We start from the raw sequence: 13,924 nt of genomic DNA on the forward strand, positions 1-13,924 counted from the left end.
TTTTTAATTATTGGCATGTTCGAGAGAACTTCAATAATAGAGGAACATCTTCATGATCAGTCTCAGTGATTTAAGACGATATAAAGCGGAAGGACGCAAATTTTCTTGCCTGACTTGCTATGACGCCAGTATGGCCAAAGCCATGGAAATTGCTGAAGTTGACAGTATTCTGATAGGCGACTCTTTGGGTATGTCGATTCAGGGACGTGATTCAACTTTACCTGTGACTGTAGAAGATATGGCTTACCATACCGCAGCGGTACGCCGTGGCAATCAGCATGCACTGATTATGACTGATCTGCCATTTATGAGTTATGCCACTCTGAATGATGCATTACAAAGCTCAAAAACGGTGATGCAGGCCGGTGCACAAATGGTCAAGATGGAAGGTGGTGCCTGGTTGGCGGAAACCGTTCAGGTTCTAACCCGTAACGGGATCCCAGTCTGTGTTCACTTGGGTCTCACACCGCAGTCGGTGCATGTCTTTGGTGGCTATAAGCTACAGGCCCGTACCCGTGAAGCGGCCGATCAACTGATTGCTGACTGTAAGGCAGTGGTTGAAGCCGGTGCAGCAGTGCTGTTGCTGGAATGCGTGCCTGCACAATTGGGTCAGGAAATTACTGAACTTTTCCCACATATTCCAGTGATTGGTATTGGAGCAGGGGCAGCCACTGATGGCCAGGTATTGGTCGTTCAAGACATGCTTGGTCTAACCTTTGGCCATACCGCGAAATTTGTACGTAACTTTATGAAAGAACAGTCTGGTGCGACTGCAATTCTGGATGCATTTAAAGCCTATCATGCGGCTGTTTTAGATGGTTCATTCCCAGCACCTGAACAAACATTCCAAGTCGAGTTGTAACATGAAAACAGAAACAACCATCCAAGGATTATCTGCTTCGCTCAATCCTGCACGTTCTGCGCGTAAAATTATTGGTTTTGTCCCGACCATGGGCAACCTGCATCAGGGGCATCTGAATCTGGTGCGTGAGGCGCGTAAACTGTGTGATGTCGTTGTTGTGAGTATTTTCGTTAATCCGATCCAGTTCGGACCAAATGAAGATTTTGATAATTATCCACGTACTTTAGAGCAGGATCAGCAGTTACTGGCAGATGTAGGTTGTGACATTGTCTTTGCCCCAACGGTAGAGCAGATGTATGGTAACAAGCCACGTCTGACCAATATCAGTGTGTCTGGTATTACTAATGATCTATGTGGCTTACAGCGTCCAGGTCATTTTGATGGTGTAGCGGTCGTGGTGACCAAATTATTTAATATTGTTCAGCCCAACTATGCCTTCTTCGGTCAGAAAGACTATCAGCAACTGGCTGTGATTCGTCAGTTTGTTCAAGACTTGAATATTCCGCTGGAAGTGATTGGTGTGCCAATTGCCCGTGCTGAAGATGGTCTGGCACTCAGTTCGCGCAATGGCTATCTAAGCGAGCAGGAACGTGCAACAGCACCAGTTATTTTCCAGAGTCTGAAAACTGCTGAACAGCAGTTACATGCAGGTAAAACTTTGGAGGAAGCACTGGCAGGTATCCGTCAAACTTTGACAGATGCAGGTCTGGTAGTGGACTATGTAGAAGCTCGTACACCGGAATTGCAGAAAATTGATGAATTTAATCAGGATGTCGTGATTCTGATCGCGGCGAAATTAGGAAAAACTCGTCTGATTGATAATCTGCAGATCAAATACGCAGCTGGATAAGTAAAAGGATCGTAAGGCATGAAGCGCATTTTAATTGTGACAGGACAATCTGGCTCAGGTAAATCTTCTGCATTGCAGGTACTTGAAGACTTGGGTTATTACTGTATTGATAATCTGCCTTTGGCCTTACTTCCTGAAATTGTGGCGAAGCTGGATTGTGAAAATAATCTGGAACAGTTAGCGCTTGGGGTGGATGTTCGTAGTACCCGTGCAGATTTGCAGGAATTCGACCATGTGTTTGAACAGCTGCAACAGCATGGTACGGTGGATGTCATCTATCTGACCACGCAGGATCAGGAGCTGATTGCCCGTTTTAGTGCGTCACGCCGTCCGCATCCTTTGGCTGCCCGTTTCAAGAGCCTGCATCAGTGTATTCAGGAAGAAAAAGTCCTGCTGATGCCAATCCAGCTGCGTTCTACAGTGCATATCGATACCACCGATAAAAGCGTACATGATCTAAAACATACCTTGCTGTATAAGCTAGGACAGACTGATAACCTGATTGTGATTCTGCAATCTTTTGGCTATAAGCATGGCATTCCTTTAGATGCTGATTATGTTTTTGACGTCCGTCATTTGCCGAATCCGCATTGGGAACTTGAACTGCGCAAATATTCGGGTCTTGATCAGCCGGTACAGGAATTCCTGGAGAAAAGTGATCAGGTCGAAGACATGTTCCAGGATATTTATCACTTTTTAGACAAATGGCTGCCGACCTTTGCTGAGGGTCATCGTCATTATATGACCATCTCGATTGGTTGTACTGGCGGCCAGCATCGTTCTGTTTATATTGTGGATAGACTAAAAAAAGCGCTTGAGGCAAAATGGTCTATTCAAGTCCTCCACCGAGAAATGAAGCACTGGTCATGATTGATACGACTGTTGACGTAATTAATAAACTAGGTTTACATGCGCGTGCATCAGGTAAACTCATTGAAGTTACCACCAAATTTCGTTCCAGTATCCAGATTGGCAAGTCGGACAAATTGGTTGATGCCAAAAATATTATGTCCTTGCTGATGCTTGGTGCGGGCAAAGGAACAACTTTACGCTTAGTGATTGAAGGTGCAGATGAGGAAAAGGCCTTATCTGAAATTCAGGCACTGTTTGCGGCAAAATTTTATGAGGCAGATTAATCGTGGCACGTCGACCGAGCAGTTTAACTGAAGAAGACTTTGAATCTTTAGAGGGACGCGCAAGTAAAACCGAACAGAAAAAAGCAGTTCAGCGTATGGCTGCTTTAGGCGCACAGTTGGCAGAACTGAGTGCGAAACAAATTAAAAATTTACCCGTTGAAGAACGTCTGATTGAAGCTTTGCTGGATGTCCAGCAAATCAGTTCACATGAAGCACGTCGTCGTCAATTTTCACGTATTGGTAAATTACTTCGTAATGAAAATGAAACCGTGATTCTGTCTTATCTGACTCCGAAACAGGGCTTAAAAAAGACAGCACAATTGCAGCGTTGGGTTGATCGTATCGTGAAAGATGGTGATCCTGCAATTAATGAATTTACCAAAACCTATAATGCGACAGAGCGTCATACCTTACGTCAGCATTATTTACGTGTGCATCGTGATCTAAAAAATCAGGCACCGGAAGAAGAAGTGGCAGCCTCAAAGCAAAAGCTGTTTAACTATGTGCAGCAAGTTGCCCTGATTTCAGATAACTGATTGTAATCTGAATTAAAGAAAAGCGACATTTTGTCGCTTTTTTATTCACTATAATTAATTTTTATTTTCCATGAAAATTCAAGAATGTTCCTATAAGTCATTGTTAACTGTAAAAAAATGTAAACTTTTAATATTTTTGATTACGTAAGAAATTGGTTTTAGTGCATAAATAAACTATTTAAATCACTCAATATTTTATGATTATTAAGAATATTTAAAAGATAGAAATAAATTTAGGTCAAAGTTAATATTATTAGCGATCTATTTTTTCAAAAAGTGACAATAAGTATTTTCTATATATTTGAAAATTCAAAAGCTTTTATTTACCTAAAGATCAGGAGAAAAATGAGCTGTTTTTATCTTCCTTAGATTTCAGAACTCAGATGATATTGAAACAATTTGAAATGAATTCAGGAATTTCAAATAATTATATGTAATTTTTTATAAGAGGAATATTTTTTCAAGTAATTCTTAATATTTAAATATCAAGGTATTAAAGCTATCAATGTATCTTTAGAGAAATAAGTTAACAAATCCTTTGGTCGATAAATGAGATTTTAATGTTGAGTAAATATAGAATCTTTGTTATTGATTGTATCAATTTAGTCGGTTGTAATTTTTATCCTATATTCCATAACATCCAGAGAGGCAGACATGGAACTAAAACTGCTAGAGATCGGTCAGAATACGGAGCAGTTAAGCTCATGCCGTATATCTCTCATTTTAGGTGTCTATACCTCTGACAATTTATTAGACACCTTCTGTAAGGTCGCGCGTAAAGTGCTCGGCGCCAAGACCTGTATCATTGGATTCCATACGGAACCCTATATCTGGTACAGCTGTCCGCTCGGTTTTCGCGGTTTGCACGTACCACAGAATGTGGGCATACCTAAATATCTGCAAGAAACAGATGTGATCGATCAAAATCATCCTGCATATGCAGAACTATCAGATCATGTGAACAGCCTTGGCGTAGCCCATCAGCGGCTGGTGGCATTCAATTTAAAATCAGCCCAAGGCCAGTCTTTGGGGCAGGTGGTTTTCTTTGATGATCAGACTGAAGTATTTGATCAGGAAGCTATTATTATCGTCCAGCAATTTGCTGAAACTTTAGTCAAGCGAGTCAAACTGAATGAGGAACATACACAGCTGAAAGAGTTATACGAACAGCAGTGTGCACAAAACTTCAGTAAAACCAAATTCTTCCAGATTATTGCTCATGACCTGCGTGCACCTTTCCATGGCCTGTTAGGCTTCTCGGAAGTGCTGGCACAGGAACGTGACACTCTGGATGAATCCAGTATCCAGAGTATTTCTGATTACTTATATGATACGGCTCAATCGACGTATAACCTGTTAGAAAGTCTGTTGACCTGGGCGATGGCCGAGGGTGGGCGTTTCGTTTATCATCCAATTAATTATGAATTAAAACAGTCTACTAAAATTGTCTGTGATGTACTGAAAAGTCTGGCGCTGAAAAAGAATATTGAGCTGATTGACCAGGTTCCTGAAGATATCAAGGTACATGCTGATATCAACATGATTACTTCGGTCTTGCAGAACCTGGTATCGAATGCGCTGAAATTTACTCCAGTGGATCAGGGTGGGCAGGTGATTCTGGCTGCTGAAATGGAAGGTGAGCAAGTCAAGATTACTGTTCAGGATACTGGTCTCGGTATGACTGAAGAACAGATGGAAAATCTGTTTAGACCCAATCTCACAGTGAGCTTAAAAGGCACAGACAATGAGAAAGGCGCAGGTCTGGGTCTGGTACTGTGTAAGCGTTTTGTGGACCTGAATCATGGACAGATTGCCGTAGATTCTAAAGAAGGCGCTGGAACCACCTTTACTGTGCATTTACCAAAAGTGACCAATGATCATCAGGCATTGGTACTTGAAGGTCTGCATACTGAAAAGTCCTGAAAGTCATAAATTTCTTTTAAAACCGTTCCCACTCGACGTGAACTCCTGCTATAACTAAATAAAAGTTTTGAGGGAATCACCGAGTGATGGACGCGGTACAATTGCAGAAAACCTTAAGAGCCAGTCAGTATGCAGAACAGGTATTGGCCAATCATCAAGATCTATTGAATCAGGATTATGCAATTGATCAGTTTCAGGGATCACTCGGCACTGAACAGATTCAAAACTTAATCTATTCCAATCTATTAAATATCAGCGATGAAACCATGTGGATGCGTAGCTTACGTATTCTGCGTGCCCGTCTGATGTTTCGCTGGATCTGGCAGGATGCCAATCAACTTACCAATGTCATCACACTGACTCGCGAGCTGTCTGATTTTGCTGATGCCTGTATCTGTGCTGCTAAAGAATTTGCCCGTATTCCTTTAATCGCTAAATATGGCCAGCCAATTGGCTATAACGGTAAAGTTCAAGATCTTATTATTATTGCGATGGGTAAGCTGGGCGCTCAGGAACTCAACCTTTCCAGTGATATTGACCTGATTTTTGCCTTTGATGAACAGGGTGAAACGGATGGACGTAAATGCATTGACGTTCAGCAGTTCTGTATTCTGTGGGGGCAAAAGTTAATCTATCTACTAGACCATATCACTGCTGAAGGTTTTGTGTTCCGTGTTGATATGCGTCTGCGACCATGGGGTGATGGTTCTGCTCTGGCTATCAGTCATGCCGCACTAGAAAAATATCTCAGCCAGCATGGCCGCGAATGGGAACGCTATGCCTGGATCAAAGCCCGCATCGTCAATCCGAGTCCAGAAGGTGATGAACTGCTGGACATGACCCGTCCTTTCGTATTTCGTAAATATGTCGATTACAGCGCTTTCGAAGCGATGCGTGAAATGAAAGCAATGATTGAGCGTGAAGTACAGCGCCGCAATATTGAAGACGATATCAAGCTTGGGGCTGGCGGGATCCGTGAAGTTGAATTTATTGTGCAGGTTTTTCAGCTGATTTATGGCGGAGCCAAGTTAGAGCTGCAGGATCGGCAATGTCTGGTCAGCCTGAATCATCTGGATGAGGCTGAACTGCTGGATGAGCAGGCAGTGACTGACCTTGAAGATGCCTATTTATTCCTCCGCCGGGTAGAACATGCTATTCAAGCGCTGCATGATCAACAAACCCAATGTTTGCCGACAGAGCCAGATTTACGTCAACGTATTGTAGATACTTTAGGCTTTGCAGACTGGTCCGCCTTTATGGAGGTGCTGGATCAAAAACGCGCTAAAGTGATTTATCAGTTTGAGCACTTGATCAAGGAAAATGGACCAGAGCCCCAAGGCAAAAGTTTTTCTCAGCTGGAACAACAGCTGAATGAAGTTTTAGATGATCATGCGAAAAATCTGGTGCATGAATTCTGGCATGGGCATGCCTTAAAAAAACTGCCAGCCAAAGCTATTCAACGTTTAAAAACATTTTGGCCCTACCTGATTGAAGCGATTCTTGAATCAGATAAACCGCAAGTTGCACTGGTCCGTCTGATGCCATTGGTTGAATCAGTCATGCGTCGTACGGTGTATCTGGTGATGCTGATTGAAAGCAAGGGTGCTTTACAGCGTTTGGTAAAAATGGCGACTGTCAGCCCCTGGATCTGTGAGGAACTTACCCATTATCCGGTGTTACTGGATGAGTTCCTGTCGATGGATTTTGAATTGCCTAAACGTCAGGATCTGGAAGATAGCTTACGTCAGCAATTGCTCAGAATCGAAATTGATCAGGTCGAAGATCAGATGCGGGTGCTACGCCTGTTTAAAAAATCCAATGTACTTGCGGTAGCTGCCAGTGATGTGCTGGCGGAAAGTCCTTTAATGAAAGTCTCGGATGCCTTAACAGATATTGCAGAGGTCTCAGTGAATGCTGCGCTGCATCTGGCTTATCAGATTGTGGCCAAAAGACATGGTTTTCCGCTGGATGCAGAAGGGCAGCGCTGCTCGATAGAACATACAGCTTTTGCCGTCATTGGTTATGGCAAAGTTGGCGGCATTGAATTGGGCTATGGTTCGGATCTGGATCTGGTCTTCATTCACTATATGGGTGAGCAGGCTGATACGGACGGTCTCAAGCCAATTAGCGGTTTTGAGTTCGCTATGCGCGTAGCACAGAAGTTTATGTCACTGATGACTACACAAACACTGGATGGACGTGTCTATGAAGTCGATACTCGTCTACGTCCTTCTGGAGAAGCGGGGCTGCTGGTCACTAGCCTGAAAGCATTTGAGCAATATCAATTGAAAAATGCATGGCTGTGGGAACATCAGGCCTTGGTGCGTGCACGCTCCATTGCTGGGGAAGATAGCCTGAGAGAGACATTTGAAGCACTACGTTGTAAGATTCTCACCCAGAAACGCGATATCTGTCATGTACGTAGTGAAGTTCTGAAAATGCGTCAGAAAATGAAAGATCATCTGGGTTCTTCCAAAGAGCAAAAAAAAGATGGGATTTTTCATTTAAAACAAGATGCAGGTGGTATCGTTGATATCGAATTTATGGCACAGTATGCGGTGTTAGCTTGGAGTGGGACGAATAAAGATCTCGCCCATTACTCCGACAATGTAAGAATCCTTGAGGATGCCGCAAAATCAGGTTGCTTATCCAGCGACGATGCGACTGCTCTGATTCAAGCTTATCTCCGTGAACGCGCCGAGAGCCACCGCTTAGCCCTTGCAAATCAATCCATGCAAGTGTCTGCAAGCGACTGGCACGATACCCGAAAGACCGTTTGCAAGTTATGGCAAAGACTGATTGATCCAAGTGCAGTATTTGCACTGGATAGTGAATAATTGTGAAAAATTGGAGTTTGTGGCATGAATTTGGCTGATCGTGATGGTTTCATTTGGCAAGATGGACAACTAGTAGACTGGCGTGAGGCGAAAACTCACGTATTAACACATACCTTGCATTACAGCATGGGCGTGTTTGAAGGTGTCCGTGCTTATGAAACCCCGAATGGAACGGCTATTTTCCGTCTGAAAGAACACACCAAACGTTTGCTCAATTCTGCAAAAATCTATCAAATGAAAGTTCCATTTGATCACGCAGCTTTAGAACAAGCTCAAATTGATGTGGTTCGTGAAAATAAATTGGCATCTTGCTATTTACGTCCAATTATTTTTATTGGCTCTGAAAAATTGGGTATTGCCGCAACTGACAATACAATTCATGCTGTAGTCGCAGCGTGGAGCTGGGGGGCTTACCTTGGTGATGATGCGATGGCGAAAGGTATTCGTGTAAAAACTTCATCATTCACACACCATCATCCAAACGTGACGATGTGTAAAGCCAAAGCATCTGGTAACTACACATTGTCGATTCTTGCTCACCAAGAAGTGGCACATTCTGGTTATGACGAAGCAATGCTGCTTGATCCGCAAGGCTATGTATGCCAAGGTTCAGGCGAGAACGTATTCCTGGTACGTGATGGCGTCATTCACACTCCAGACATCGCTGGTGGTGCATTAGACGGTATCACTCGTCAATCGATTATTACCATTGCTAAAGACCTTGGTTATGAAGTGGTAGAGCGCCGTATTACTCGTGACGAGTTTTATATTGCAGATGAAGCTTTCTTCACTGGTACTGCTGCTGAAGTAACGCCAATCCGTGAATATGATGACCGTCAAATTGGTGAAGGGGTACGTGGTCCAATCACAACTCAAATCCAGAAAGCTTATTTTGATGCAGTTCAGGGTAAAGACCCTAAATATGCACACTGGTTAACTTATGTAAAATAAGTTAAATCTATGAAAAAGGGACTCATTTGAGTCCTTTTTTTATTTTAGTGACTCTTTCTCAAAATATTAAACTATTAGGTTGTTAGGTAGAGAAGCCAATAAATTGCAGAAAAAATGACGACTCTCATATTATGGAAAGTTATATATTCACTATAAAAATAAACGAATAAGCGTAACGAACAACTAAAATTAGTGTTGCTCTATATGTATCATTCAAATATGAACTTTATTTTGATATAAGTTGCTGGAAAAATATTCAATTCTTGTGATGAAAAAATGAAGATTATATTTCTTCATGAGATTTGCGGTAAACTGTGCAGAAATGAAAAGCAATAGGCTCAGTCAGTACCAGTAATGGTATGATACTAATATTGCATAGGTGGATGATGGGTGCATGAACGCAAAGCAAAATGACCTTAAGACTCAGGGTGAACAATCACCTGAGCAAAATATTGTGATCTGTATGAAATGGGGCACAAAATATGGGTCTGAATATGTCAATCGCCTTTACAATATGGTGAAGCGACACACAACCGTTGATTTTCAAATGGTGTGTTTAACTGACCGTACCGAAGGGATTGATCCAAATGTGCAATGCTTTCCTATTCCACCGTTGGCTTTGCCAGAAGGTGCACCAGAACGTGGCTGGAATAAACTTTCAACGTTTGAGCCAGATTTGTATGGCTTAAAGGGTAATGCATTATTTTTGGATTTAGACGTTGTTATCGTAGATAACATCGACGAGTTCTTCACATACCCTGGAGATTTTCTCATCATTCATGATTGGAAACGTCCTTGGCGTATTACAGGTAATAGTTCGGTTTATCGTTTTAAACTTGGTGCTTTCCCAGGTCTATTGCCATATTTCCGTGAGAATTTTGACGAAATTCGTAATAAATTCCGTAATGAACAAGCCTATTTATCTTGGTATGTAGATAAAGAAGGTAAGCAGACGTATTGGCCTGATAGTTGGTGTAAAAGTTATAAATATCACTGCCTACAAAAAATTCCGATGGCATTCTTTAAGCCGCCGGTAAAACCTGAAGGTGCAAAAATTATTATTTTCCACGGTGAAATTAACCCACCTGATGCGATTAATGGTGGTGGAGGTAAATGGTACCGGTATGTACTGCCTTCGAAATGGATTAAAGATGCTTGGCAGTAATTCAAATTAAATGGTTTAAACATGCCCGTAAGAAAGAAAAGTAAGTTTGAACAATGGTTTTCATTTAGCCGACATCAGCGTCGCTTTGGTGCTGACAAGGTTTATGCCCAATTCGATGATATTGATATTGAGCAATTAAAAACTGAAATGATCGCTGGCGATACTCCGAATTATACGCATGGTTCAGCCAAAGATCTCAATGAACATATCGAACAGCTGCAATCAGAATTTATTGGGCAGCCTAAATTAAATTATTACCATGCCAGTCTGATTGTCTTGATTCGCCGTGAGGTTGATACTCAAAATAATTATGCGAAATTTAAAGCATTATGGATGACTGAACGGGATTTTCTTATACAGTCGCTAAATATCCGCTGGCTAATTTCGGCATGTGATACTTTTATTGATTTTGATGAAGATATTACTTTAAAAGCGATTCTTATGAATGCTGTGGTCCTTATTAATACTTTAAAACTACAGGAAACTGAGCGTTTTTTATGTGATCAGTCTTTAGTAGTAAATCAGCAACATCAGCATTTATTACAAAACCAGCGTTATGCACTATTTGACGGTACATCTGCATTTGCGGTAGGTACAGATGATACTTTGCGAAATATGCGCTGGCGTTTGGAACAGATCTGCGATATTCATCCACTTGGGCAAATTGTACTGGACATTTTTGATCGGCTTCAGCTAGAGCAAAATAATAATGTCTATTCCCGTTTTAAGCAGCGTCATACACGTGAAAAAACCAGGTGGTGGTAAATATGGATATTTTAATTATTCATTTAAATACTGCGACAGAGCGTTTAGATTTTCAAAAAGGACAATTTAAACAGCTAAATTTAGCTTTTGAAATTGTAGAGGCATGTTCAGTAAGTGACATAAGTGAGGAAAGCTATCAGTCTTTAGGCTTTGGTTGGCAACGTCCCTTGCGTAAAGTTGAAGTTGCTTGTTTTTTAAGTCATCAAAAAGCGTGGGAAACAGTTTTAAAAAAGCAAAAGCCCTGTTTAATTTTAGAAGATGATGCTGTTTTAGCAAAACGTGTACCTAAGTTACTTAAAGATATTGAGAATGCTGATTTTCAGGATATCGATCTAATTAATCTAGAAGTCCGTAGTCGGAAAAAGATCATTTCCAAAGCGGTATTTCATGGTTTTCAGGATAGCAAAACCAAGTTATTTGAACTCTATCAGGATCGTACAGGAGCAGCTGGCTATATTCTTTATCCATCAGGTGCACAGAAACTTTTAGATCGGCTCGCTATATCGGCACCTGCAATTGCGGATGGATTTATCTTTAGTCATTATGGATTAAAAAGCTTACAAGCAGAACCAGCAGCGATTATTCAGGAAGATCAAATGGTGCCATATGGTTTGGTCCCTGCAGCTCAATTTGATTCTATCATCGGTCGCTCAGAGCATTTTAAACCTGAATACGCCTCCTTTAATGAAAAGTTTAAATTTAAGCAGCGACGTTTAGCTGGGCAAATTGCAATGGCATTTAGATATATCCAAGTAATAGCTAAAGCTGAAAAGCGATTTATTAAGTTAGATAAAAAAGATTTTATATAAGATTGTAAGAAATGAAGAAGAAAGTTGTTTTAGCTATTTTTACTTTACAAGGGAATGGCGCTGAACGTTTTGCTTTAACCTTGGCAAAAGGTTTAATAGATGCTGGGCATGAAGCTCATATCGTACACTTTAAAAATATAATTGATTTACCTATACCTGAAGGGGTTAATCTGCATTTTTTTGACTATCAGAAATATCGCCTAATTCCAAAAAGTTTACGGCCAAAATGGGCGGCCAAAGCATTTGATCGATTTGTCTTAAAAAATATTGGTACACCAGATCTTGTGCTTTCAAATTTATTTCCTGTCGATTTTATATTGTCAAAAAGTCGACTCCCGAATATTCATTTAGTGATTCATAATACTACTAGTCTCGAATATGGGGAGAGACTGAAAAAGTTAAAAAATCAACTTGCCCAAGTTTATCTATCGAAACCGTGTGTAGCTGTTAGTCAGGGGGTTGAGAAAGATTTTCGGGAGGTTTTTGGTTCTGAAAGTCGAATTACTACTATTTATAATCCGATTGATATTGAGCAAGTAGTTTCAACAGCCAATGAATATCTGCCAGATATTGATGAACCATATATTGTAAATGTAGGAAAGTTTAAGCAGCAAAAACGACATGACATTTTAATTAAAGCTTATGCCCAAGCAAATATTAAAGAAAAGCTAGTCTTAGTCGGTACGGGCGAGTTGTTAGAATCTTCTAAGCAATTAGTCAAAGATTTAAAAATTGAAGATAAAGTAATTTTTACAGGTTTTAAAAAGAACCCATATCCATACATCAAATATGCAAAATTAATGGTGTTATCATCGGATTTTGAAGGGTTAGGATTAGTAATTTTAGAATCCCTAGCCTTAGGTACGCCTGTAATTAGCACTGATTGTCCTTCGGGGCCGAACGAAATTTTACCTACATATTGTTTGACCATGATTAATGATAGCCAAGTATTATCAGATAAAATTAATAAAGCTCTACAAGATTCAAAAAATTATAAAACTGTTTTGAATAACAAGTTTTTACCTGAGTATGCGGTAAAAAAATATTTAAGTTTAATCACCTAAACATTATTGGTGGTAGGGTTGTCCTAAGCGTTTTTTTGCTGAACGTAAGAGTCGACTAATAAATTTAGACAGGTAAAAACCGTAAAAACCGAATTTTAAGCAATGATACAAAGTTCGATTATGTTCATTTTTAATTAATGGGGCTAAATTAGCCATTTCTTGAATCTTAAATGAAAATTTTTTCCAATTAGTTTTTGCAATCTTCTTATTTTTAAATCGAGTACTTTGGTACAAGTAAATATAAAAAAAATGCATGAGTGGAATAATAAAAATAGGATATATCTTAGCTTGTTCAATAAAGGTAGGGAGTAATTGTTCTAGACAATTTAAAGATCTATCAATATTGTAGGATTTTTTTGAATTTGTGGCACTACTCGAGCGTATACGATATCCATATAAAGGTTTATTAATATTATAAAAAGATTTTGCTTTTATAATCATACAGGGAATAGTAGCGGCATCTTCATAGTGAGTAAGATCGGGGAAATTAATCTCTTTAAATAAATTTGCTTTATATAAGCGGATTCCGGAAAACCAACGGTTATAATTGAAAAGTTGTATAAGAATATTTTGATTACTTGCTTGATAATTTTCATTATTATCAAATAGGTTTGGAATAAAATATTGAGCAGTGGGTTTCAGATTTTCGGAAAGATTTTGATATCCAAAGGTAATAATATCTGCATTACTTAAAAGAGCTGGCTTTATTTCTTTAGAGTAAGAATTTAAAAGAATATCATCAGAGTCAAGAAAAGTAATGTACATACCTTTTGCATGAGCAATTCCTAAGTTTCTAGCAGAACTTACACCCAAATTTTCCTGTTGTAATATTTTAATATTTTTTGAAATAGATTTTGGTATTTGATCAAGATAGGTTTTCAATAGTTTAATGGAGTCATCTGTAGAACCATCGTCAATACATATTACTTCAATACTATCATCTATTTGCTTAATGATACTTTGAATACAGTCAAGGATATATTTTTCTACATTATAGATTGGAACTATTATGGTCAATTTAAACAT

13 protein-coding genes are annotated in these 13,924 nt (G+C 39.9%); 12 read left to right on the forward strand and 1 reads right to left on the reverse strand.

Translation table 11 applies throughout. The features are described 5' to 3' along the window. Positions 1 to 52 precede the first annotated feature (52 nt). The 12 genes from panB to AC4MBN_RS02345 all read left to right on the forward strand — a co-directional run bounded on the left by panB (position 53) and on the right by AC4MBN_RS02345 (position 12,898). A complete protein-coding gene (gene panB, locus AC4MBN_RS02290; RefSeq protein WP_004782128.1) occupies positions 53 to 862 on the forward strand; it encodes a 3-methyl-2-oxobutanoate hydroxymethyltransferase in 810 nt (269 codons plus the stop codon). 1 nt (position 863) lies between these two features. Then, the gene (panC, locus tag AC4MBN_RS02295; protein WP_005232104.1) at positions 864 to 1,712 is read left to right on the forward strand and encodes a pantoate--beta-alanine ligase; all 849 of its coding nucleotides are present in this window, start codon (positions 864 to 866) and stop codon (positions 1,710 to 1,712) included. An 18-nt stretch (positions 1,713 to 1,730) separates the two neighbouring features. Beyond that, positions 1,731 to 2,582: an RNase adapter RapZ gene (gene rapZ, locus AC4MBN_RS02300; protein ID WP_004782131.1), complete on the forward strand. Its 852-nt coding sequence runs from the start codon at positions 1,731 to 1,733 to the stop codon at positions 2,580 to 2,582. Beyond that, positions 2,579 to 2,848: an HPr family phosphocarrier protein gene (locus AC4MBN_RS02305; protein WP_034169914.1), complete on the forward strand. Its 270-nt coding sequence runs from the start codon at positions 2,579 to 2,581 to the stop codon at positions 2,846 to 2,848. Before rapZ ends, AC4MBN_RS02305 begins: the two co-directional genes overlap by 4 nt. Positions 2,849 to 2,850: 2 nt before the next feature. Then, on the forward strand, positions 2,851 to 3,384 hold the full coding sequence (yjgA, locus tag AC4MBN_RS02310) for a ribosome biogenesis factor YjgA (RefSeq protein WP_005232100.1): 534 nt from the start codon (positions 2,851 to 2,853) through the stop codon (positions 3,382 to 3,384). A 654-nt stretch (positions 3,385 to 4,038) separates the two neighbouring features. Then, positions 4,039 to 5,307, forward strand: coding sequence for a sensor histidine kinase (locus tag AC4MBN_RS02315; RefSeq protein ID WP_491880581.1), 1,269 nt, complete (start codon positions 4,039 to 4,041; stop codon positions 5,305 to 5,307). A gap of 86 nt (positions 5,308 to 5,393) precedes the next feature. After that, positions 5,394 to 8,144, forward strand: coding sequence for a bifunctional [glutamate--ammonia ligase]-adenylyl-L-tyrosine phosphorylase/[glutamate--ammonia-ligase] adenylyltransferase (gene glnE, locus AC4MBN_RS02320; RefSeq protein WP_491880582.1), 2,751 nt, complete (start codon positions 5,394 to 5,396; stop codon positions 8,142 to 8,144). A 24-nt stretch (positions 8,145 to 8,168) separates the two neighbouring features. Further along, positions 8,169 to 9,095 (forward strand): branched-chain amino acid transaminase, encoded by a 927-nt coding sequence (locus AC4MBN_RS02325; RefSeq protein WP_005232095.1) that lies wholly within the window; start codon positions 8,169 to 8,171, stop codon positions 9,093 to 9,095. 394 nt (positions 9,096 to 9,489) lie between these two features. Further along, positions 9,490 to 10,260 (forward strand): glycosyltransferase, encoded by a 771-nt coding sequence (locus tag AC4MBN_RS02330; protein WP_419363578.1) that lies wholly within the window; start codon positions 9,490 to 9,492, stop codon positions 10,258 to 10,260. Between the two features lie 21 nt (positions 10,261 to 10,281). Further along, positions 10,282 to 11,025 (forward strand): hypothetical protein, encoded by a 744-nt coding sequence (locus AC4MBN_RS02335; protein WP_432241858.1) that lies wholly within the window; start codon positions 10,282 to 10,284, stop codon positions 11,023 to 11,025. 2 nt (positions 11,026 to 11,027) lie between these two features. After that, a complete protein-coding gene (locus AC4MBN_RS02340) occupies positions 11,028 to 11,834 on the forward strand; it encodes a glycosyltransferase family 25 protein (protein ID WP_491880583.1) in 807 nt (268 codons plus the stop codon). Positions 11,835 to 11,845: 11 nt separating this feature from the next. Then, on the forward strand, positions 11,846 to 12,898 hold the full coding sequence (locus AC4MBN_RS02345) for a glycosyltransferase (protein ID WP_491880584.1): 1,053 nt from the start codon (positions 11,846 to 11,848) through the stop codon (positions 12,896 to 12,898). 3 nt (positions 12,899 to 12,901) lie between these two features. Here AC4MBN_RS02345 and AC4MBN_RS02350 read toward each other — a convergent pair whose 3' ends face one another. Continuing rightward, positions 12,902 to 13,924 (reverse strand): glycosyltransferase family 2 protein, encoded by a 1,023-nt coding sequence (locus AC4MBN_RS02350; RefSeq protein ID WP_491880585.1) that lies wholly within the window; start codon positions 13,922 to 13,924, stop codon positions 12,902 to 12,904.

It is taken from the genome of Acinetobacter sp. CAU_H_60 (assembly GCF_058599385.1).